Source organism: Bacillus sp. YBWC18, from assembly GCF_002998775.1.
Lineage (GTDB): Bacteria > Bacillota > Bacilli > Bacillales > Bacillaceae > Bacillus.
In genome coordinates, this window is record NZ_PVRI01000001.1 from 439306 (window position 1) to 460839 (window position 21534).

The window sequence follows — 21534 nt, forward strand, 5'->3', positions numbered from 1 at the left end:
TTTTATACATCAATCTAAGGACAACCCTAAAAAATGAAAAGGAGGGTCGGACGACGATGGAACAAAAAATGAAAGATTCGAATCAGCTTTATTCGAATATCGATTTACATGCCGTTCTTTCTTCTAATGGCCGCTTTCTCTACATTTCTTCTAACTGTAAGCAGCTTTTGCTCTATGAACAAAAGGATTTACTAGGGTGTTTTTTGAAAGACTATGTTCATACCGAAGATCAATTTCTCGTCGAGAGTTATTTCTATAATCAGCACATGCTAGAGATTTGCCACTTTAGGCTGCTTAGAAGTGATCTAACAGCTGTATGGATTGAAGCAAGTATTGATTTTGTTGCTTGTGATGAGTTAGACAGCGAATTAAGTAGAGAAATGATCCTAAAAATGAGGGTGCTGGACGCTGAACCGCAAAAAGCAGCATTTCAAACAACATCAGAAGTGTCAGAACAGTCGTTAGGCAGTCTGCCGGCTTTCCAACATGTCAGTGAAGCTGAACAATTGATTGCCATGCTGCCAAATCCGTTGTGTATTACGATATTAGGGGAAATTGTTTATGCGAATGATGCGATGCTTCAATTAATGGGGGTATGTACAAGAGATGACATGATCGGCAAATCTGCATTTGACTTTATTGCTGAGGAGTACCATGACATTGTGAGAAGCCGAATTACGAGGCTGCAGCAAGGTCTTCCAGTCGGAATGATTGAACAGATTTGGAAGCGGAAAGATGGAAGCAGCATTCATATCGAAGTGAAGTCATCACCTACGATCTATCAAAATCAGCAGGCAGAGCTTTTGCTGTTAGTAGACATCTCATCCCGTAAGAAATTCCAAACCGTTCTTCAAAAAAGCCGGGAGCGGTATCAGCTGCTCATCCAAAACTCCATTGATACGATTGCGGTCATTCATGATCATAAATGGGTGTTTATGAATGAATCAGGCATTAAATTATTTGAAGCCGAGCATTACGATAAATTAATAGGAAAGGATATTTTCCACCAGATCCATTCCTGTGACCAGCAAAAAGTGAAAAAGAGCTTGTCGCGTATTATTGAAAGAGCATCAGATTCCGAGATTGTCACGATGAGCTGTCATACATTTAAACACAAGCTGATTTATACTGAAATGGTGTGTATCCCAACCACATTCTTTGGGGAAACAGCCGTTCAAATTATTTTAAGAGATATATCGGAACGTAAGCAGACAGAAGAGCTCATGCTCCGATCTGAAAAATTATCGATCGCAGGTCAATTGGCAGCTGGCATTGCACATGAAATCAGGAACCCATTGACCGCTATCAAAGGCTTTTTGCAGCTCATTAAACCGAAAACAAAAGATCGCGATCAATATTTCGAGATTGTTTTCTCTGAGCTGAGCCGGATAGAGATTATATTAAGCGAGTTGCTCATGCTGGCAAAACCGCAGCAAACGGCATCGATGCAGACACTTGATTTGAAAAAAATCATCAGCGAAGTCACGGCTCTATTAGAAACACAAGCGAACTTAAATGGTATTTTAATGAACACAAGTGAGATAGAAGAGGATCTCCTGATGAACGGGGATCAAAATCAGCTCAAGCAGGTGTTTATCAATTTAATCAAAAATGCCGTCGAATCCATGCCGGACGGAGGTAAGGTTGACATTACGGCCAAAGCAGAAAGAGATGGGATTCTCGTCACCATTCGTGATGAAGGGGTCGGCATTCCTGAATCGGTCATGAAGCGAATAGGAGAGCCCTTTTTAACGACAAAGGAAAAAGGCACTGGACTTGGCCTCATGGTGACATTTAATATTTTAGAAAATCACAACGGGACGATCCGTGTGGATAGTCATCCCGAAAAGGGCACCGTATTTCACATCATGTTTCCTGCAAAATAAAAACAACGGCATGAGAGCCGTTGTTTCAGTCTGTGAAATGAATTGAACGTTTTTCAAGGACGAATTGTTCTAGGCGGTCAAGTCCTTCTTTCAGTGTTTCAAGTGAATAAGCATAGGACAGACGCACATACCCTTCGCCGAGTGGAGAGAAAGCAGAGCCTGGTACAACAGCAAGTCTTGTACTTTCTAACAGCTCCATACAAAAATCAAAGGAACTCATCCCAAACAATTCAATGGATGGAAAAATATAAAAAGCGCCAGAAGGCTTAATGACCGGAAGCCCCATAGAAATGAGCCGATCATATACATAATCGAGTCTTTTCTTATATTGCTCTCTCATGATGAGTGCATCATCCACACCATTTGTCACAGCTTCAAGTGCCGCCTTTTGTGAGACAGCCGAGGCACAAGACACGTTATATTGATGTACTTTTAATACATGTTTAGCAATTGGAGCTGAAGCAAATAAAAAGCCAATCCTCCAACCGGTCATGCTATGAGATTTAGACAGTCCATTAATCACAATGGTCTGTTCCTTTAAGAAAGAGGCAATTGAATGATGCGGCCGGTCAAATGTCAGCTCGCTATAGATTTCGTCTGATAAAATAAAGATGTCTTTTCCTTCAAGGAGCTGGGCAATCTCTTTCAATTCTTCTTCCGAAAGCGTGACACCAGTTGGATTCGAAGGATAAGGAAGTACAACACACTTTGTCTTTTCCGTTAATGCATCCTCAATCAGTTTGGCATTTAATTTAAAGCCAGCATTCGTTGTGTCGATATGTACGGGCTTCCCGCCGCACATTCGAATGATCGGTTCATAGCCAGGGTAGACAGGTCCAGGTAAAATGACCTCGTCACCCTCTGACAAAATGGTTCGAAACGCAGCATCAATCGCTTGACTTGCACCTGTCGTCACAATGATTTCTGCCTCTGCATCATAATCAAGATTGACTTTCTTCTTGATGTAGTGCTGGATCGCTTGTCTTAGCTCTAGGAAACCAGCATTATGAGTGTACGAGGTGAAATTCTCGTCAATGGCTGCTTTGGCAGCTGTTTTGACATGATGCGGCGTATAAAAATCGGGCTGGCCTATCGTCAAAGAAACGACATCCTCATATGACGATACGAGATTTGAAAATGTTCGAATGCCTGAAATTTCAATATCCTTTACTCTTGGATTCAGCAAATGCTCCATTTCTCATCACCTTAAAAATTTATGTTTTTATCCTATTTTACCATTCACTGCATAAATGTCACCCGCGAAAGGCACTGGATATCATTATCTGTAGTCTATTCTCCTATTCATCACAGCATGAGTGATATATTGAAGAAAGAGCAACATTTATTATAGCGTAACCTCACGAGAAAATACAGGCTGCGGTGAACAGGATTAGAAAACGTCACAACTGTGTAAACTGAAAGAACGTGAGAATCAGGTCATGGGAATTGCTTTCATAGACATACGATCTCCTAAAGGAGGACGATAGATGGAACAATCAGCGAAGACATCGAAAATAGCGTTTCTATCCGTGATAAGTAACACATTGGTTGTCATCTTAAAAATCATTGTAGGTCTGCTCACTGGATCTGTTGCCGTTTTATCAGAAGCCATTCATTCTTTTCTCGATTTAATGGCATCTTTTATTGCATTTATCTCTGTTCGTATTTCAAGAAAGCCAGCAGATTCTAAACATCCTTATGGACATGGAAAAGTCGAAAATATTTCAGGAACGATTGAGACCTTGCTGATTTTCGTTGCTGGCATTTGGATCATATACGAATGTGTTCACAAATTAATGCACCCAGAGCCAGTCAAGCTGCCTGTGCTTGGCATTGTGGTGATGCTGATAGGCGCGCTCATCAATTTTATTGTATCGAAGGTTGTGAACAAAGAGGCGGAGCGAGTGCATTCTGTTGCCATGAAATCGAATGCATTGCACCTGTTAACAGATGTGTATACGTCACTAGGGGTCGCATTCAGTTTATTGCTTGTAGCATTAACCGATTGGTATTTCCTAGATCCGATCATTGGAATGATACTTGCTCTCTTTATTATGCGTGAAGCATTTAAACTCATGAAAGAAGCCTTCCCGCCGCTTGTAGACGCCAGGCTCACACCCGAGGAAGAACAATCGATAGAAGCAATCATTCAAGGATTCAGCCAAGAGTTCATCGAATATCATGATTTTCGAACAAGACGATCCGGTGCAGAGGAATATATTGATTTCCATTTGATTGTAGATGGTAAGACAACGATTGAAGATGTTCACCAATTATGTGATCGAATTGAAGAGAAGATTCAGCAAGAATTTCCGCATGCACAAATCTTTATTCATGTAGAACCTGAAAGTGAAAGAACTTCACAAACGTAAAAAAGGCGATCAACCAACTTAGGTTGTATCGCCTTTTTTTACGCTTCATCTATGAAATGAAATCAATATCCATAAGCAGTATCGTAATCTTCATACCAAGAGATATAAGCTGCGTCATCATTTGACAAATCATGCTTCATGTCCAAAAAATCAGCTTCGCAAATATCTTCAATCACAGTCATTTCGTTGTTCTTTAATAGTACGACAGTTCCCATCATGAACACCTTTCTTTAAAAAATCCTTGACTATTGTACCATGTGAAGAGCGGTTGTCAACAGCAGAATGGAAACAAGACGAAAATATCACAAAATGTTAAAAAATCAGGAGGTAAAAGAACTAGAAGTGCCATGATTTTCACAAATTTTCAGTATTTATTCACATAAAACATTAAGAACAAACTGATCTAAAATATATGTAAAAGTGTACAGCTCCATTGATCTTACTATATTCATAAGATATAATAACGAATGATTATAAGAAATTTATAGAAAACATACATAATAAAGGAGAAATAGGATGGAAACAAACATAACAGAACCACACATTCAAGAAAAGAAGCATCCTGAGCTAGCAGGCGTGGGCTACCGCTTTCTTGCCCACCTTTTGGACGGCGTCATTATCAGTGTTCCTTATGCCTTCATCATGTTTATTTTGTTCACACTCTTTTTTGTCTCAAGCCCAGAGGCAGCATTTATGCTAGAGGATGACAGCTATTACTATTCCACAACCGTCATGACGGATGAAGAATGGGCTGTCATTATGGGACTTATCTTTTTCTACGTAGCATCGATCTTAATCGGTATCGTGTTGACATGGCTTTATTACGCTATTATGGAAGCATCAAAACTGCAAGGAACTCTTGGTAAGATGGCTCTTGGGATCAAAGTGACAAAAGTAACGGGCGAAAAAATAACATTCGGACGAGCAACTGGCCGCTTTTTTGCAAAAGTCTTTTTGTCTCCAATCTTATGTATTGGGTACATCATTGCCTTTTTCACAGAGAAAAAACAAGCGCTTCACGATTTAATTGCAAGTACGATTGTTGTGAAGAAATAAAGAAAAAAAGCACCTCTGCTCAATAGTAAGGGGTGCTTTTTGTATAGATTGCTTGTATGGGAGAGGGAAGCATGACATAAAATAGAATGATAGTGAAAAATCAGGCAGGGAAGGGAGACAAACGATTGAGAACAGGAAAAAAGACCATGCAGAAAAAAGGGGCAGGCTTCGGGTTGTTTTTGACAGCACCCGTTTTGGCCTGGGCATTGTATGACTTTGCAAATACGATATTTTCATCCAATATGATCACCATTTTCTTCCCGTTCTACTTGCAGGAAACGATTGGAGAAAGTGCGAGAATGGATCAGATCGCCAGTACGTTTATTTCTTATGCAAACGCACTAGCCAGCATTTTTCTCGTCATGTTTACACCATTATACGGGGTTCTGATCGATCGTACAGGAAAAAAGAAGCGCTACATCACAGTGTTTACTTTAATATGTATAACTTGTACGTTTTTGATGGGGATCTTTGCTGGAATTGATTTCTCAAGCGAATGGTTTGGGCTGCCTGTCTCCTTATTAGTAGTGGTCACCTTGTTTGTGATCGCAAAATTTTTCTATCACTCGAGCCTAGTGTTTTATGACACCATTCTGCCCGATCTTGGGACAAAGGATGAAATACCGCTTATTTCTGGGTTTGGCATTGCCGTTGGTTATTTAGGGACGCTTGTCGGTCTCTCAGTTTATTTACTTGTCGGCAATGACCAATTTCATGAAGCATTTATTCCGACAGCGCTTTTATTCTTTCTCTTTTTCCTGCCCTTTCTCTTTTTTGTAAAAGACCCTCATCCGCTGCCGCAGCAAGAGAAAAAGGCGTCATTTTTCAGCGGGTATAAAGAAATTATTCGCACGTTTAAAGAGATGAAGCAATTCAAGCCGGCTTTTATCTTTATGATTGCTTTCTTTTTTATGAATGATGCCTTACAGACAGCGATTGCGATGATGGCTGTTTATGCCAAAATCATCATTGGTTTTACCGCTGGGCAATTTATTCTGCTTTATCTGGTGTCGACCATTTCAAGTATCATTGGCTCCTTTCTATTTGGATATATCACAAAGGCGATTGGGGCAAAGCGCTCGATTACAGTCGTGTATGTGATTTTGATCGTGGCCCTGATTTTGGCTGTGACAGCCACAACGGAATGGGTTTTCTGGGTGGCCGGCAGTTTATTCGGAATTTCACTCGGCGCAAGCTGGGGGGCATCACGAATATTGATAATTGAGCTGACACCTAAGGAAAAGAGAGGACAGTTCTTTGGTCTCTTTGCATTCTCAGGGAAGGTGTCTTCCATTATTGGACCCATCATTTATGGCTCAGTCACTCTGCTGTTTGCAGAGCACGGAAATCTCGCAAGCCGCCTTGCACTAGGGTCTTTACTCATTCTTGCGGCGATAGGACTTGTGATTCATCAATTCGTACGAGAGAAAGCGTAAAGAAACGTCAACTTTTTACCTATGCTGCCGATATAAAAAGTACAATCTTATATTGAAGAATAGAGGGATTTCCGTGGCTTTAAACAAACAAGAAATTTTACTTGACTCTGGTACCAATGAATTGGAAATTGTGAAGTTTGAAATTGGTTCAAATCAATTCGGCATTAACGTCATGAAAGTAAGAGAAATCATTCAGCCGGTTGAGGTGACGGTTGTACCGCACTCTCATCAAGATGTAGAAGGGATGATTAGTTTACGAGGCGAGATTTTACCAGTCATCAATCTATTTTCCTTTTTTAATGTCGAGTCAGATCAGTCAGAACAAGAGAAATATATTGTGACTGAATTCAACCAACGGAAATTTGTGTTCCATACAGGAACGGTATCACAAATTCACCGCGTCAGCTGGGAAGAAATTGAAAAGCCAACTGCACTCAATCAAGGGATGGACCGTCATTTAACGGGCATCATTAAGCTTGATGAAAAAATGATTTTCCTTCCAGATTATGAGAAAATCATTTATGATATTGAATCCGCTTCTGGAGTAGAAACGTATCATATGTTTGACGGTGAGAAAGACGAGAGAAGAACAGGGAAGAAGCTTTATGTCGTTGAAGACTCTCCGCTTCTCATGCGTTTATTAACAAATGAATTAACCGAAGCAGGCTATAAAAACATTGTGACCTTTGAAGATGGCAAACAGGCATATGACCACGTCATGGACCTTGTCAGCAAAGGAATCAGTGTGACAGAAGAAATTGATATGATTATTACGGATATTGAAATGCCAAAAATGGATGGTCACCGATTAACGAAACTGTTGAAGGAAAATCCTTTAACGAGTTCCATACCGATTCTCATCTTCTCTTCGTTAATCACTGAAGATTTGCGCCATAAAGGGGAAACAATCGGTGCAGATGATCAAATTAGTAAACCAGAAATTCATCAGCTGATTGAAAAAGTCGATCACTTTATTATCTAAACAAAAAACCACTCGGCATGAGTGGTTTTTTTGTTTAAAAATAACTTTCCCCGAGTCGTTTGAAGACGGGCTTTGTGTAATGTGATTTTTGTTTTGTGGCGGTAGGTTTTTCTTTTAAACCGACATACGTTTGAAGTAGCTGCTTTGCTCGGTTTAATGACATATTCGCTTTCGGATTGCGATATGATTGATTTAAATTTCCTAAGTGTGGCAAAAATTCGAAGTCTTCTTTGGTTGGTGGCAGGTGAAAATAATAATCTCCAATTTCAATCAGCACGTCGGACTGTTGTTGACTATATTTGGGATTGTTAGAGAAATGTAGGCCCACTTTTCTTCCTTTACCTTCTTGCAATAGTTTTTGCAGCGCACGTTTTTTCAAAAGATAAAGAAACTTGGGATTTGGTGCGGTTTTAGCATGGCGGTTAACGGTATAAATGGCTTTTGCGATGTTTTCTGCTGTAGGTTCTATGTCTTTAGTATGAGCATAATCGTCCATTTTTTCTCTCCTTTGTCTTTCGTCTTCCTGTGCTTAGTATAAATTATACGTTTTTATTAGTAAATTGCAAATAGAGTTATTGTAAAAGCGATAGGATTCCCAGCCCTCTTATCTCCAATAGCCATTCAGGAGGGTTCTAAAACGTGGTTGAATATAAAAATGGCAGAATGATCAGCAAAGACACAGCATCTATTCACTGTGATTTTTCTTCTATCTGTTTCAGGTGGAAAGAATGCGGCGCATTTCATTTTCTATATGCTAAAGGTGTTGTATATTCATTCTTTTAAGCATAGTTGAAGCTGCTTTGGTAAGCAATTTCTGTATTGAAGTCCGTTTTTTGAAGCAGGATGAGGCATTGTTGAACTTTCACATAATGAGGAGGTAACTTCTATAAACTTCTTAATTGAAGGATCTGCAGCATTCAGAGCGGCTTAGCTGACCAGCATGAGGGATATCTTGAAGTAGCATCTTTTCGATAATGTTGGCGAATCCATTGCTGACGGTGTCATTGGTGGGCAAAGGAGAAGAGACGTTCATTGCAAGAAGGGCAGAAGAATTGACTGAATGAAATATATATGAAGTGAACTATTAGTTCATGATAACTACCTATTTTAAATAAATGGGTAGTTTCTCAATTTGGATTCATTTTTACATATTGCGTCTGAAACTTTACCATATGCCTGACAACATGTCGAACATATGGTTTAACAACATGGTCTATTTCTTATGACTTGAATAAGCGCAATAGAAGCAACCATTAAAATCAGTTTCATTCGTCATTTGTTTAGCTTCATCAATGGCGCTCTCGCCACTCATGTGCAGACCAATCAATTTACGGCTTGCAGCATCACCTAAAAATGCACAATCTTCTGTATGTACAACATACTGTCCTTGATCATCTTTTGTATGAATAAAATAATAACTTTTTAGCATACCCCTCACCTCCAACCTGACTATCCTACTATAAAACTTCCAAAGATGTAAAGAAATTTTATAAAATTTTTTGCAATTTTATACACGTTCCTGTTTTTTGAAAAAAAAGAAATAAAGGCTATATAATGAAAGGGATTGATAGAATGGATGTAAGAGGTAAAAGTTAAAAGAGAAGAATGGATCGATTGAAGGGCATGTTGACTCCTCTATTGGTTGTTGTTGCTTCAAATAGCTTCAATCAACAGAGTAAATAACGTCGTAGGGCGTTTCAGCTATGAAAAAAAGGACTTCCTTTTAAAGAAAGCCCTTTTTCCTGTTCAATTATTGCGCTCCCTGGCCTTTTAGTTCTCGCTGCACGTCTAAGTCGGCAGCTTCTCTGCTGAACTTCGGCAGTGTAATGAAGTAAAAAAGGAAAACGAGTAAAATAATAACGCCCATTCCGTAATAAATATAAGAAACGTTTGTAATGAGTTTTGGAAATAGTACCGCAATCAAACCTAATGTCATGGATTGAGCAAACATGGTAAGTGGATCAACCCATCCTGACACACGTCCCATCAGACGAGGATGGACGATTCTCGGCAGCCAGCCGCCAATGACAATGTTGACCGGTCCAATACATGTACCAATGACAAATGATGTGACATAAAACAACCATAGTGTATGGGTGGAACCAAGTACAAAAATCAGAATGCCTGCAACCAATATTGGAAGCGACATGAGATATTGCATCTTTACTTTTTTAGCGAGAACAGAGCCCATTAAGCTGCCAACAAGTAGACCGGCACCGATCGCTATTGTAAAGAAGGATGTATGCAGTTCAAAATGGTCCGGTGAAAGGCCATATTTCATTGTAAACATCGGAAGTACAGCAAATGCGCCATTGACTAGACCAAAAACAAAAAAGCCAAAAATTAAAGAAGCCAATAATTTATTTTTTATAATGTAAAGAATGCCTTCTTTAAAATCTTTTAGAGACGTTTTAATGGTCATGCCTCTCCAGCCTGCTTGTCCATTTGGCTGACGTGCTTCAATTGGAATGTTACATGAACGAATCAGGATGCCTGAAACAATAAAACTGATCAAATCAATGGTAATGGCACCGTGAAGTCCAATTGTCTTATACATAATAGCACCGATTCCAACACCAAATACCATGAATAAACTAAACAGCATTTGATTTAAGCCAGCGGCTTTGGCATATTGATCTTTATTTAAAATCGCCTGAACGAGAGAGGCTTCAGCTGGATAGAAGAACTTCGTAATGGCACTTCGTATAAACAAGATCAAGAAAATAAGTGGAAGTGAATTGAAATAAATCACAATGAATAAAACAATCGTCAGCCCAGCTCGTATCCAATCGCAATTCTCTGCGACTTTTTTACGATCAAAACGATCTGCTACTACACCAACCATAAAAAAGACAAAGATCGTTGGAAGTGAATACATGAGCTCTGCTAATGTGGCATAGGCGGGCTGATGACTAAAATGATCGAGCAAATAAAAGGCAAACGCCATATTGCCTACTGTTGTCCCCATTTGCGAAGCAAGTGCTGCAAAAAAGAGACGAACAAAATTTCTGTTTTTAAAAATATCCATAAATACGCTCCTTAACCTGAAGATCCCACTTTATATCATATAAAATTTTAAGCATTCATACAATTGATTTCTCCTACTGGCTAATGGTCACAGGTGTTCCGTTTGGAACGATTGAAGCAAGTTCGATGACATTCTGATTATACATACGAATGCACCCTCTAGACACAGCTTTACCAATTGAAGACGGGTTATTCGTACCGTGGATGCCGTAATGAATTTTCGAGAGGCTCAGCCAATAGGCGCCAAAGGGACCTCCTGGGTTTGGCTGTCTGTTGACAATATAATAAGAACCTGTCGGTGTCATATTTAAAATTCTTCCTGTTGCAATCGGATACGACCGAATAAGCTGTGATCCAGAAAACAATACGAGACGTTTGCTTGAAATCGAAACAGAGATGCGGTAAGGGATCGTATTAGGATCGGGCAGACCAGGAATGATGATGACCTCATTTTGTACAGGCTCTTGACCTTGAAGTGACGGATTTGCAGCCTTTAAGGCATCTGTTGTTGTTCGGAAATCAAGCGCTATAGAATCAAGGGTTTCTCCATTTTTCACCGTATATCGCAGCACCAAAGGACACTCCTTTCACTCAAATAAAAGAAGCCATGATGTCCGTCACTAGATATATATATGGACGGAATCAGGCGAAGGAAGGTTTCTCCTAACATTTGTCATGAGAAAGATCTTTGATTATACATATGCAAAAAGGAGCGGTTTGGCTTCTGTCTAAATGCGAGAGGAGAGGGTGAAAAAGGTTAATTCAGGTTTGGCTAAAAATCGAAGCGGCAGTCTTGTTGTCCCAAGTCCGCGGTTGACATAGATTCGGTGCTGATAACTTCCGTATAAACCTTCCACATATGTATGGCCGTAAGGTGCTGTGAGAATGGGGCCATAGAAAGGAAGCTGCACCTGTCCGCCATGGGTATGTCCAGAAAGCTGCAAGTTAATGGGAGTTGTATTTAACTCCAATGCTGCATCAGGCTCATGTACGAGCAGTAACGTAAATAAATCAGAGGATACTTCCCGCTTAATCAGGTCATAATCCGGCACACTCATCATCAGGTCATCCAATGTAGCAATCTGAATATGCGCCCCTTCTTTTTCTAATTGAAACACATCATTTTTACATATTGTAAAACCGCAAGCTTTCATCGTTTTCTCATAAAGATCAATGCCAAATGGTCCGTAGTCATGATTTCCGCATATCGCGAGCTTACCAAACGAAGCATGGAGCTTGGTCAAATATGCTTTCGCTTTTTCATGCTCTTCAATCGATGCTTGAAAATCAACGAGGTCACCTGTGAACACAATGAGGTCTGGAGACTCAGCGTTGATTTGCTGGACGACGGATTCTAATTCTTTCGCAGGAAATGTATCACTTAAATGAACATCACTAAATTGAGCGATTTTAAACTGGTCAAATGAAGCTGGAAGCTGAGCATCCTGAATGGTCAGTGACACGGTATCGATCATGCGTGGTTCGATGTATCTGGCATATCCGTATCCACATGTTGTAGCTAAAAAACCGAGAATGCTCGCGCCAGCTGCTCCTTTTAAAAACTGTCTCCGAGAAAGTTGCTTCATATAAGACTCCTTTATAAATAAAATTAAGTATAGCATCATATTTGATGAATCTCCCATATGGTGCATCTAGGGTCAATCATGATATGATAGAAAATAATGAATGAATAGTCATTCAAAACCACAGAGGGGGAGAACAAATGACGAAACAAACAGTGATTGTCACAGGGGGATCAAGCGGAATGGGGAAGGCGATGGCTGCCCATTTGGCACACGGAGGCTGGAATGTCGTGATTACTGGAAGAACGGAAGAAACGTTAGAAAAGGCGGCAAATGAAATAAAGCAGAATGGCGGCTCGATCGCTTACTTCCAAATGGATGTGCGAAACCCAGAGGATGCAGATCAAATGGTCAAGTTTGCGGTAGATACATTTGGTGATGTGGACGCTCTGATTAACAATGCTGCAGGAAACTTTTTGGTTCCAGCAGAAAAACTGTCTCCTAACGGCTGGAAGGCTGTCATTGATATTGTATTAAATGGAACATTTTTTTGCAGTCATGCAGTGGGCAATTACTGGATTCGTCAAAAGAAAAGGGGAAGTATGATCAATATGGTGGCTACCTATGCATGGGGTGCGGGTGTAGGTGTGGCGCATTCAGCGGCAGCAAAGGCAGGTGTTTTATCTCTCACTCGAACGCTTGCAGTGGAATGGGGAAAGCAATATCGAATTCGCGTCAATGCCATCGCACCAGGACCAATCGAGAGAACAGGCGGTGCGGATAAACTGTGGGAATCGGAAGAGGCAGCGCAAAGAACATTAGATAGTGTTCCTCTTGGCAGACTGGGCACACCAGAGGAAATTGCAGAGCTTGCGAGCTTTTTATTATCTGAGCAAGCCTCATATATAAATGGAGATTGTATCACGATGGATGGGGGTCAATGGCTTAACCAATCCCCATTTTGAATGACGATGTAAGACCTGCTTTTGATGTGTTATAATCACACAAAGAGAGAAGCAGGTGATGAAAATGGTCGATCCATTGGATATTTTAACGAATATTGAAGATGTTTTCCCGCACTATCAAGCCATATTCAGTGCGGAAGAGCAAAAAGTGATAGGCTATGAAATTTTAGGAAGAATGAAGCTTGAGTCTGAAACAGTTAGCCTAGGCTCCTTCTTTACGGATTCATCTATTCCTGACGAATATAAAGTGGAAGTAGATCATAAAGTACTGACGCAAGCACTCGATCTTTTCACAACAGCAGATGATGATTTGCTCATTTTTATTAATCATGATGCCAATATCCTGATGCTTGATCATGGTGAAAGCTTTTTAGAACTTTTGAAGGAATATGAAGCAAGGGGCATTCAGCTTAATCGGTTTGTTATCGAATTTACAGAGCATACGTTTAGCGGCGATATTGAACAGCTTTACCATACGTTAACGTATTTTCGTACATATGGTATTAAAATCGCCATATCGAATATCGGAAAAGAAAGCAGCAATCTTGACCGGATTGCCTTGCTCTCACCCGATCTATTAAAAATAGATTTACACGCATTAAGGGCATCGGCTCCTTCTCCTTCCTATGAATATGTCTTGTACAGCATTTCATTGCTTGCGAGAAAAATAGGGGCGGCTTTAATTTATGAAGACATTGAAGCAAATTTCCAGCTGCAGTATGCTTGGAGAAATGGCGGCAGATATTTTCAAGGGTTCTATCTTCACGAGCCTGCGGCGGAATTAATCGACCGCAATAAACGAAAAGATCAGCTTCGAGAAGAATTTCAGCAATTTATTGCCCATGAGAAAAAGAAACTTCAAACTGTCTATGAACATTCTGAAACATTTTATAAGCGAATTCATCAAGCGGTCACGACCTTAAAAAAATCATGCAGCACAAATGATGAACTTATACAAAAGCTGGCATTAGAATTAACGGATTGCAGCTTTCGGATTTATATGTGTAATGAAGAAGGCTTTCAAATCACTGGAAATGTTTTTAAAAAAGAAAAAGAATGGCTGTTTCAGCCTGAATATATCGAGAAAAACTGGAGCTGGCGCCCTTATTTCCTAGCGAATATTCTCCAAATGAGAATGAGCGGGAAAGGATTTTTCAGTGATATTTACAGCGATTTAGAAACCGGTGAGAGGATACGTACGTTTTCTTATCCGTTAGAGGGAGACATGTATTTGTTTATAGACCTTCCGTATGCCTATTTATATGAGCAAGATGGATTAATTTAAAAGCAGCCGTTTAGGCTGTTTTTTTAAATAGAAAAAAGAAATAAAAAATGGTTGACAATGAAACTGATAATCATTATCATTTAGTTATAGAGAGAAGCTACTCTCTGTTCCCCAACCCCTCTATCAGATCAAGATCCAAAAAACTTGGCGCTACCCCCGCCAAGTTTTTTTTGTGCTTTTCATCTTCCCCTCATGCATAGGACATCCCAATCCCTCCATACATCTTAAGTGATGATAGTTAGACGGTAGGAGGGAACGTCATGATCAAACGCGACAAGCGGCTGCTGATTGATTTGCCAAGACCAGATCACCCAGATGCAAATGGTGCTGCTGCTGTGCAAGAATTACTCGGCGGAAAATTCGGTGAAATGTCCACATTAAATAATTACATGTTTCAATCCTTAAACTTTAGAGGAAAACGAAAACTCAAACCGTTTTATGACCTCGTATCCAGTATTACGGCTGAAGAATTCGGTCATGTAGAACTTGTGACCACAGCTGTGAATCTTATGATTACAGGGACCACCCATGGCGGAGATCCAGATACGACACCGATGAAAGCGGCTGTCGATAAACGAAATACACAGCATTTTATTCAAACGGCTCAAACAGGCTATCCGTTTGATTCCATGGCAAAACCTTGGACCGGGGAGAATGTGTTCTCAAGCGGCAACCTGATTCTTGACCTCCTTCATAACTTCTTCCTTGAATGCGGAGCTCGTACACACAAAATGCGCGTATATGAAATGACAGATCATCCTACAGCAAGAGAGATGATCGGTTATTTACTCGTCAGGGGCGGAGTGCATGTTGTGGCATATGCAAAGGCGCTTGAGGTAGCCACGGGTGTAGATCTAGGAAAGATGTTGCCGATCCCAAACCTCGACAACAAATACTTTGATTCAGCGAGGAAATTTGAAGACCAAAATGTTCATACAAAACTGTACACATTTAGTGATACGGATTACAAGGACATTAATAAGATTTGGAAAGGCAGCCATCCGATTGATGGAAAGCCGCTCACAGTGATTGAGGGTACGCCTCAAGGAGCACCTGTGCCAGATTATAGAGAATTACCGGAAGAGTTTGCCCCAGGCATTTCCAAAGAGGATTTTGACGAAATTGCCAAACGGCTGATGAGATCTGCGGGTTTATAAAAAACATGGTGCATGAGATCAGAAAAAAGACTCAAACTAAAAAAACAGATTCTTTTTCTTTTTTTGAATTCAAGAGGAAAAATATCATCTGAGAACACTTTATGGTATGATGCTTTGTAGGACTTGTGTATAATCAATACGGGTTCATCTTGAGTTGTTTTTTTGAAAGGAGTCTTTTTTTAGAATGTCACAATTAATGGGTATCATTACAAGGCTGCAAAGTCTTCAAGAGACAGCAGAAGCTGCAAACGAACCGGCACAGCGTTATTTCGAAGTGAACGGTGAGAAAATCTGTAGTGTTAAGTATTTCGAAAAGAATCAAACGTTTGAATTGACTGTTTTTCAACAAGGGGATAAGCCAAATACTTTCCCATTTGACAACATTGATATGATTTCGATTGAGATTTTTGAGCTTCTACAATCCTAAGCTGAATCGTATGAAATGTTTTTTCTAAGGATTCCTTCGTTTATTTGCGGCAATATACATGTGTCATTATTGGCGGTGTACAAATGGAAGATGATCAATCAGCGCATATTTCGGATAAGAGACCATTAAAAAGGAGTTCCTTTCTGTGAGTGATTCTTTTTACTACAATCTTTCTGAAGATTATTTAGCGTTTTCTGATGTCGTCATGAGAATGAAAGACTTTATTCGAAAAGACCCTAGATCCGCCTATGTGTTATCAATTGGTACGGACTCTCAGGTCAATCAAAATGTCACAAGATTTATGACTGCAATTCATCTCCACCGGATTGGCAAAGGGGCTTGGGGCTGCCTCACACAACAAGTGATCAGCAGGCCTGTGCAAAGTCTTAGAGAAAAAATTTCATTAGAGACAGCGTTTAGCCAAAAGGTATGTGCAGACATCCTTGAGGGACCTTTAACAGAACTGATGGATTTGCTTCTTCCGTTTGCTGAGGAAGGGGCAGACCTCCGTTTTGAAGCCCATCTAGATATTGGCAAAAAAGGAAGTACGAAAGAGCTGATCCAGGAAATGACCGGAATGATCACAGCTATGGGAATTGAAGCTAAAATAAAACCCGACTCATACGCAGCATTTTGCTATGCCAATCGATACACAAAATAAATTCCGTCATTTTTCTCCAAACCTTGTCGAAACGTGCGGTTGACGATTCGATTCTAGTTCCTTATTCTAGCTGTATAGAGAGGAAGCAGACATTCAAAAGCCTGCTAATCAATATAAAAGCATATATGAAACAGGGGGCCTGATGTTGGATGAGCGTCATCGAAAATCGTTTTAATGAAGAAGAGAAAAAGCTATTATTAAACGTATTGCTGAATCAGGAATATGCTGTCGAATTATTAAGCAGTGAGATCAATGATATAGAATGTGGAACAAAAAATGTCGATGACAATACGTATAAGCAATTGATCACATTGTATGACAGAGTAAGGTTTGAGAATTAATATTGATTTAACATTCTATTAGATACTCGGGAGCTGAGTATCTTTTTTATGCAGAAAAAATCTTTCGACAAATTTCGTTTTAGTTTATGCTTAATGGTAAAGGGGAATGTATGATTGATGATCGAGAGAAAAGGGGTCGAAGAAACATGATAGAGATAGAACCAACTCAATTGCTTGAGTCAACAATAGCCGAGCATATGATTGATGCAGATAAAGTGGCACATGTTCAAATTGGAAATAACCTTGAGCATGCCTTATTGGTCCTAACAAAAACAGGATATACAGCCATCCCGGTTTTAGATCCTTCTTATCATCTGCATGGGTTAATTGGAACGAATATGATCATGGATAAGATCTTTGGTTTAGAACGAATTGAATTCGAAAAGCTGGACCAACTGAAGGTAGAAGAGGTCATGCTGACTGATATTCCAAGACTTAAAACAACGGACCCTGTGCTAAAAGGCGTTCACGCTGTGACGAATAATGGATTTGTTTGTGTAGAAAATGAGGAGCAAGTCTTTGAAGGAATATTTACACGACGTGTTGTATTAAAGCGCTTAAATGAAGTGATTCATGCCGCGAAAAAATGAGCTGAAGCCCAGCTTATTTTTTTGCCTTCATAAGCTATAATTTATATAATGACCATATGGAATAAGAAAATCTTATAGAGAGAAAGGGGACGCCCATGCAGCTTCAGGAGTTACATATGCTTGTTGTGCTTAGTGAAGAATTGAATATGAGAAAGGCTTCGGAGCGGCTCTTTGTCTCTCAGCCTGCTTTATCCCAAAGATTGCAGACGATCGAAAAGGAGTGGGGAACCAAAATCTTTTTTCGTTCACAGAAAGGGCTCACCGTGACTTCGGCAGGTGAACAGATCATTCAATTTGCAAAAGAGGTGACGGTTGAGCAAGATCGAGTGAGAGAACGAATCGATGAACTTGAAGGGGAAATTCACGGTACACTAAAGCTTGCGGTTGCATCCATTATTGGACAGCACTGGCTGCCGAAAGTGTTAAAGCGGTATGTCGAAAAATATCCAAATGCGAAGGTATCACTTGTGACCGGCTGGAGTAGTGAAATGCTCAAAAGCTTATACGAGGACCACGTGCACATTGGAATTATTCGCGGAAACCCTGATTGGAAGGGAACAAAGGAATATTTGATGACAGATCATTTATATTTAGTCGATTCTGTCATCAAAGACGTGGACGAGTTAATCGAGACAGAACGCCCGTTTATTCAATTTAAAAGTGACAGCACGTATTATCAGGAAATCCAGCACTGGTGGCACCAAAAATTTAAAGTGTCTCCAAAGCAGACGATTCTAGTGGACCAGATTGAGACATGTAAACAAATGGCCTACCACGGCATCGGCTACGCCATTTTGCCTTCAGTCACCTTATATGACCACGAAAAAAGTGTTCATAAAACACCGCTTGTTGACGTGAATGGAGAGCAAATCGGACGTGACACATGGCTGCTAGGCTATGAAGCTTCTTTTCAATTAAAACAGGTGCAAGCATTTGTCGGTGTGGTCAAAGAAATGCTTGAAAGTGATGCGGTGTAAGTACCTTCTTGGAAGAGGAAGGTGCTTTTTTTTATGAAATCATTTGACAATGAAAATCATTATCATTTAAAGTGTACATATAATAATTGAAAATGATTATCATTTAGATGAGGTGACCGATAGATGAAAGCACTAATTGCATTTGCGAGTATGTCTGGTAATACAGAAGATATGGCAGCAATCATAAAGCAAACACTTGAAGGAAAAGGGATAGACACAGAGATGATGGAATTTGATGATACAAGCGCAGAGGACCTTTCTTCATACGATTATTTGTTCATCGGTTCTTATACATGGGGTGATGGTGATTTACCTTATGAAGCTGAGGACTTTTATGAAGAGGTCTCTACGCTTGAACTAAGTGACATCAAAGCAGCTGTGTTCGGATCTGGAGATTACAGCTACCCGAAGTTTTGTGAGGCTGTCCATACATTTCATAACATGCTCAAATCAACCGGGGCATCCGTATTTCCTGAGACATTGAAAATGGAGCTTGCGCCAGATACAGATGAGGATGTGGCGTGCTGTCAGGAATTTGCCACGAGCTTCTTAACTTGGGCCACTTTGTCTGAGAAACGAGTTGAAAATCATGTTTCATAAAGGAGCGACAGCTGTTGCTGCTTCTAAAAATGGTGGATACTTTGTCGCTGTAAAACGTGAAGGTATTTTTCACTACAGTGTGGAGAGCGGGTGGCAGCAGCTCTTTAAGCTCAAGCATAAAATTCATGCCATCAGCTATATCGGACCTTATTTATTCGGTGTTGGTGAAAATGGCACAGTGATTAGATCAGGAGATGAAGGCAATACATGGGCGCTATCATCATTTCCAACAAATGCAGTCGTTTGGTCTATTACAGGACGCAAAGACGGGTTTGTGTGTGCACATGGAAAACATAGTATTTATGTGTCAAATGATTTCGGGATTTCCTGGGAAATTATGAAGCCATTTGCTCATGTGAACCACCCGCCTGTTATTCGTTCTTTATGTGCTGCAGGTGATCACCTTTATATTGGAACACAGATTCATGAGGTTCACGGAGGAATATGGATGTATGACTTGGAGAGTGAGCAGGTTTTCCTCCTAAACAGAGAGGAGCACCGGATGACAGCTTCTATGCTGCTCTGTCAGGAACATCTTCTTGTTTGCGCATTAGGATCAAAAAAAGGAAAAAAGGGGTCTGTTCAAATTTTAGATTTACATACAAATATGCTGCATGATATTCAATCACAGGCCTTTGCTAGAGAGGAATCATTTTTGGATGTGTCAGAGGATAATGGCATTGTATATGTGACCACCTCACAAGATGAACACGGATTTTCTAAAGTGTATCAGCTTGATATTGAGCAAAAAGAGCTCAAATGGTTTGATACGATCAAAGGACACGGTTTTCGTGTAGCCAATCAAAATGAAAACTTTTTCTGTGCTGGTTTATATGAAAGCAAGTTTGTGAGGCCATATGAGGAGCCGGCATTGATTCATTGATAAGGAGGAAGAAAAAGTGACAGAAAAGGTTTTATTGGTGTATGCCACGATGTCTGGGAATACAGAAGCGATGGCAGATTTAATTGAAAAAGGAATAACAGAAGCGGGAGCTAGCGTGGACCGGCATGAAGCGATGGATATTGATGCAGAGCTTCTCAATGATTACACGCACATTATGTTAGGTGCGTACACATGGGGAGATGGTGACCTTCCTGATGATTTTATTGATTTATATGAAGAAATGGAAGAGCTTGATTTAACGGGAAAAGCATTTGCTGTATTCGGTTCTGGGGATACATCTTATGAGCATTTTTGCGGAGCTGTTGACCTAATCGAAGAAAAAGTAAAGGAACTTGGCGGTGACATTGTCTTGCCATCAGTCAAGATTGAGCTGAATCCAGAAGGAGAAGAAGAAGAGAAATTGATTTCTTTTGGCAAACAATTTGTTCATCTTCACCAGCAGGAAGCGGGGTAATCGGTCCCGCTTGTTTTATTTTCCATTGAAGAGTCAACTCTTTCACTTGTCATTAAAACTCTCCTTTGGTACAGTAATGAAGTATAAATTAAGAGGAGGACATACATACATGAAACAAATGGACGCTAATGAAATTATTTCATTTATTCAAAATAGTACAAAATCAACACCTGTGAAAGTCTACATCAAAGGTGATTTAGAAGGTATTAAATTTGGTGAACATGCAAAAACGTTCATCACAGGAAACACTGGAGTTGTTTTCGGTGAGTGGAGCGAAATCCAAGAAGCGCTGGAAACGAACAAAGACAAAATTGAAGATGTTGTCGTGGAAAATGACCGCCGCAACTCTGCAATCCCGATGTTAGATTTAAAGAACATTAAAGCACGTATTGAGCCAGGTGCTATCATTCGTGACCAAGTAGAAATCGGTGATAATGCAGTCATCATGATGGGAGCTTCTATTAATATCGGTTCTGTGATCGGTGAAGGTACGATGATTGACATGAACGTGGTGCTTGGTGGCCGTGCAACAGTAGGTAAGAACTGTCATATCGGTGCTGGGTCTGTTCTTGCAGGTGTCATTGAGCCGCCGTCTGCTAAACCAGTTGTTGTAGAAGATGATGTTGTCATCGGTGCGAACGCTGTTGTTCTAGAAGGTGTGACAATTGGTAAAGGTGCAGTCGTAGCAGCTGGTGCGATCGTTGTGAACGATGTGGAGCCTTACACAGTTGTAGCAGGTACACCTGCAAAGAAAATCAAAGACATTGATGAAAAAACAAAAGGTAAAACGGAAATCAAACAAGAACTGCGTCAGCTTTAATTCACATAATTCGCAGTTGAAGACATAGACGTGGATGATATATATCCACGTCTTATTCGTATAGAGGAAAG

The 21534-nt window shown here is 40.2% G+C and carries 24 protein-coding genes; 17 read left to right on the plus strand and 7 right to left on the minus strand.

What is annotated here, in order from left to right; translation table 11 throughout:
• Window positions 1–56: 56 nt before the first annotated feature.
• Window positions 57–1886: a PAS domain-containing sensor histidine kinase gene (locus C6348_RS02335; protein ID WP_034662800.1), complete on the plus strand. Its 1830-nt coding sequence runs from the start codon at window positions 57–59 to the stop codon at window positions 1884–1886.
• A gap of 25 nt (window positions 1887–1911) precedes the next feature.
• On the opposite strand, the gene C6348_RS02340 is transcribed toward C6348_RS02335, so the two are convergent.
• A complete protein-coding gene (locus C6348_RS02340; RefSeq protein WP_106041734.1) occupies window positions 1912–3081 on the minus strand; it encodes an aminotransferase A in 1170 nt (389 codons plus the stop codon).
• A 292-nt stretch (window positions 3082–3373) separates the two neighbouring features.
• On the opposite strand from C6348_RS02340, the gene C6348_RS02345 reads away from it, so the two are divergent.
• Complete coding sequence (locus tag C6348_RS02345; protein WP_106041736.1) at window positions 3374–4258, plus strand: cation diffusion facilitator family transporter; 885 nt, start codon at window positions 3374–3376, stop codon at window positions 4256–4258.
• Window positions 4259–4320: 62 nt separating this feature from the next.
• Here C6348_RS02345 and C6348_RS18840 read toward each other — a convergent pair whose 3' ends face one another.
• Window positions 4321–4473, minus strand: coding sequence for a hypothetical protein (locus C6348_RS18840; RefSeq protein WP_162839369.1), 153 nt, complete (start codon window positions 4471–4473; stop codon window positions 4321–4323).
• A gap of 301 nt (window positions 4474–4774) precedes the next feature.
• On the opposite strand from C6348_RS18840, the gene C6348_RS02350 reads away from it, so the two are divergent.
• The 3 genes from C6348_RS02350 to C6348_RS02360 all read left to right on the plus strand — a co-directional run bounded on the left by C6348_RS02350 (window position 4775) and on the right by C6348_RS02360 (window position 7732).
• A complete protein-coding gene (locus C6348_RS02350) occupies window positions 4775–5314 on the plus strand; it encodes an RDD family protein (protein ID WP_034662790.1) in 540 nt (179 codons plus the stop codon).
• Between the two features lie 125 nt (window positions 5315–5439).
• Window positions 5440–6750 carry an MFS transporter gene (locus tag C6348_RS02355; RefSeq protein WP_189293899.1) on the plus strand — a complete coding sequence of 437 codons (1311 nt, stop codon included), beginning with the start codon at window positions 5440–5442 and terminating at the stop codon, window positions 6748–6750.
• Window positions 6751–6823: 73 nt separating this feature from the next.
• A complete protein-coding gene (locus C6348_RS02360; RefSeq protein ID WP_034662787.1) occupies window positions 6824–7732 on the plus strand; it encodes a chemotaxis protein in 909 nt (302 codons plus the stop codon).
• 34 nt (window positions 7733–7766) lie between these two features.
• Here C6348_RS02360 and C6348_RS02365 read toward each other — a convergent pair whose 3' ends face one another.
• From C6348_RS02365 to C6348_RS02390, 5 genes are all read right to left on the minus strand, one after another.
• Entirely contained in the window at window positions 7767–8228 is a 462-nt protein-coding gene (locus tag C6348_RS02365) for a YkyB family protein (RefSeq protein WP_012009774.1), read from the minus strand.
• A 717-nt stretch (window positions 8229–8945) separates the two neighbouring features.
• Window positions 8946–9161: a hypothetical protein gene (locus tag C6348_RS02375; RefSeq protein ID WP_003211341.1), complete on the minus strand. Its 216-nt coding sequence runs from the start codon at window positions 9159–9161 to the stop codon at window positions 8946–8948.
• 321 nt (window positions 9162–9482) lie between these two features.
• Window positions 9483–10760 (minus strand): MFS transporter, encoded by a 1278-nt coding sequence (locus C6348_RS02380; protein WP_034662784.1) that lies wholly within the window; start codon window positions 10758–10760, stop codon window positions 9483–9485.
• A 73-nt stretch (window positions 10761–10833) separates the two neighbouring features.
• On the minus strand, window positions 10834–11331 hold the full coding sequence (locus C6348_RS02385; RefSeq protein ID WP_106041740.1) for a L,D-transpeptidase family protein: 498 nt from the start codon (window positions 11329–11331) through the stop codon (window positions 10834–10836).
• Between the two features lie 156 nt (window positions 11332–11487).
• Entirely contained in the window at window positions 11488–12345 is an 858-nt protein-coding gene (locus C6348_RS02390; protein ID WP_106041742.1) for a metallophosphoesterase, read from the minus strand.
• Between the two features lie 137 nt (window positions 12346–12482).
• Here C6348_RS02390 and fadH point away from each other — a divergent pair, with 137 nt between their 5' ends.
• The 12 genes from fadH (at window position 12483) to dapD (ending at window position 21463) form a co-directional block, all read left to right on the plus strand.
• Window positions 12483–13247, plus strand: coding sequence for a 2,4-dienoyl-CoA reductase (fadH, locus tag C6348_RS02395; RefSeq protein WP_034662771.1), 765 nt, complete (start codon window positions 12483–12485; stop codon window positions 13245–13247).
• 64 nt (window positions 13248–13311) lie between these two features.
• Window positions 13312–14532, plus strand: coding sequence for an EAL domain-containing protein (locus tag C6348_RS02400; RefSeq protein ID WP_095285090.1), 1221 nt, complete (start codon window positions 13312–13314; stop codon window positions 14530–14532).
• A 260-nt stretch (window positions 14533–14792) separates the two neighbouring features.
• Window positions 14793–15689, plus strand: a complete 897-nt coding sequence (locus C6348_RS02405) for a manganese catalase family protein (protein ID WP_106041744.1) — start codon at window positions 14793–14795, stop codon at window positions 15687–15689.
• Window positions 15690–15873: 184 nt separating this feature from the next.
• On the plus strand, window positions 15874–16116 hold the full coding sequence (locus C6348_RS02410; protein WP_003212254.1) for a YkuJ family protein: 243 nt from the start codon (window positions 15874–15876) through the stop codon (window positions 16114–16116).
• Window positions 16117–16261: 145 nt separating this feature from the next.
• The gene (locus C6348_RS02415) at window positions 16262–16777 is read left to right on the plus strand and encodes a ribonuclease H-like YkuK family protein (protein ID WP_034662766.1); all 516 of its coding nucleotides are present in this window, start codon (window positions 16262–16264) and stop codon (window positions 16775–16777) included.
• Window positions 16778–16926: 149 nt separating this feature from the next.
• A complete protein-coding gene (gene abbA, locus C6348_RS02420; RefSeq protein WP_003210802.1) occupies window positions 16927–17118 on the plus strand; it encodes an antirepressor AbbA in 192 nt (63 codons plus the stop codon).
• Between the two features lie 146 nt (window positions 17119–17264).
• Complete coding sequence (gene cbpB / locus C6348_RS02425; protein WP_034663872.1) at window positions 17265–17708, plus strand: cyclic-di-AMP-binding protein CbpB; 444 nt, start codon at window positions 17265–17267, stop codon at window positions 17706–17708.
• Window positions 17709–17803: 95 nt separating this feature from the next.
• Entirely contained in the window at window positions 17804–18685 is an 882-nt protein-coding gene (gene ccpC, locus C6348_RS02430) for a transcriptional regulator CcpC (RefSeq protein ID WP_003211236.1), read from the plus strand.
• Between the two features lie 123 nt (window positions 18686–18808).
• On the plus strand, window positions 18809–19285 hold the full coding sequence (locus tag C6348_RS02435) for a flavodoxin (protein ID WP_106030776.1): 477 nt from the start codon (window positions 18809–18811) through the stop codon (window positions 19283–19285).
• The gene (locus tag C6348_RS02440; protein ID WP_034662759.1) at window positions 19275–20168 is read left to right on the plus strand and encodes a WD40/YVTN/BNR-like repeat-containing protein; all 894 of its coding nucleotides are present in this window, start codon (window positions 19275–19277) and stop codon (window positions 20166–20168) included. The genes C6348_RS02435 and C6348_RS02440 overlap by 11 nt, the downstream gene beginning before the upstream one ends.
• Before the next feature lie 16 nt (window positions 20169–20184).
• Entirely contained in the window at window positions 20185–20643 is a 459-nt protein-coding gene (locus tag C6348_RS02445) for a flavodoxin (protein WP_034662756.1), read from the plus strand.
• 109 nt (window positions 20644–20752) lie between these two features.
• Window positions 20753–21463 carry a 2,3,4,5-tetrahydropyridine-2,6-dicarboxylate N-acetyltransferase gene (gene dapD, locus C6348_RS02450; protein ID WP_034662753.1) on the plus strand — a complete coding sequence of 237 codons (711 nt, stop codon included), beginning with the start codon at window positions 20753–20755 and terminating at the stop codon, window positions 21461–21463.
• Window positions 21464–21534: the final 71 nt, after the last annotated feature.

Coding starts and splice junctions, on each gene's coding strand:
- ccpC (WP_003211236.1), top strand. CDS start 17,804: ATGCAGCTTCAGGAGTTACATATGCTTGTTGTGCTTAGTGAAGAATTG.
- C6348_RS02435 (WP_106030776.1), top strand. CDS start 18,809: ATGAAAGCACTAATTGCATTTGCGAGTATGTCTGGTAATACAGAAGAT.
- C6348_RS02340 (WP_106041734.1), bottom strand. CDS start 3,081: ATGGAGCATTTGCTGAATCCAAGAGTAAAGGATATTGAAATTTCAGGC.
- C6348_RS02410 (WP_003212254.1), top strand. CDS start 15,874: ATGTCACAATTAATGGGTATCATTACAAGGCTGCAAAGTCTTCAAGAG.
- C6348_RS02390 (WP_106041742.1), bottom strand. CDS start 12,345: ATGAAGCAACTTTCTCGGAGACAGTTTTTAAAAGGAGCAGCTGGCGCG.
- C6348_RS02350 (WP_034662790.1), top strand. CDS start 4,775: ATGGAAACAAACATAACAGAACCACACATTCAAGAAAAGAAGCATCCT.
- fadH (WP_034662771.1), top strand. CDS start 12,483: ATGACGAAACAAACAGTGATTGTCACAGGGGGATCAAGCGGAATGGGG.
- C6348_RS02405 (WP_106041744.1), top strand. CDS start 14,793: ATGATCAAACGCGACAAGCGGCTGCTGATTGATTTGCCAAGACCAGAT.
- abbA (WP_003210802.1), top strand. CDS start 16,927: ATGAGCGTCATCGAAAATCGTTTTAATGAAGAAGAGAAAAAGCTATTA.
- C6348_RS02380 (WP_034662784.1), bottom strand. CDS start 10,760: ATGGATATTTTTAAAAACAGAAATTTTGTTCGTCTCTTTTTTGCAGCA.
- C6348_RS02400 (WP_095285090.1), top strand. CDS start 13,312: ATGGTCGATCCATTGGATATTTTAACGAATATTGAAGATGTTTTCCCG.
- C6348_RS02345 (WP_106041736.1), top strand. CDS start 3,374: ATGGAACAATCAGCGAAGACATCGAAAATAGCGTTTCTATCCGTGATA.
- C6348_RS02335 (WP_034662800.1), top strand. CDS start 57: ATGGAACAAAAAATGAAAGATTCGAATCAGCTTTATTCGAATATCGAT.
- dapD (WP_034662753.1), top strand. CDS start 20,753: ATGAAACAAATGGACGCTAATGAAATTATTTCATTTATTCAAAATAGT.
- cbpB (WP_034663872.1), top strand. CDS start 17,265: ATGATAGAGATAGAACCAACTCAATTGCTTGAGTCAACAATAGCCGAG.
- C6348_RS02440 (WP_034662759.1), top strand. CDS start 19,275: ATGTTTCATAAAGGAGCGACAGCTGTTGCTGCTTCTAAAAATGGTGGA.
- C6348_RS18840 (WP_162839369.1), bottom strand. CDS start 4,473: ATGGGAACTGTCGTACTATTAAAGAACAACGAAATGACTGTGATTGAA.
- C6348_RS02375 (WP_003211341.1), bottom strand. CDS start 9,161: ATGCTAAAAAGTTATTATTTTATTCATACAAAAGATGATCAAGGACAG.
- C6348_RS02365 (WP_012009774.1), bottom strand. CDS start 8,228: ATGGACGATTATGCTCATACTAAAGACATAGAACCTACAGCAGAAAAC.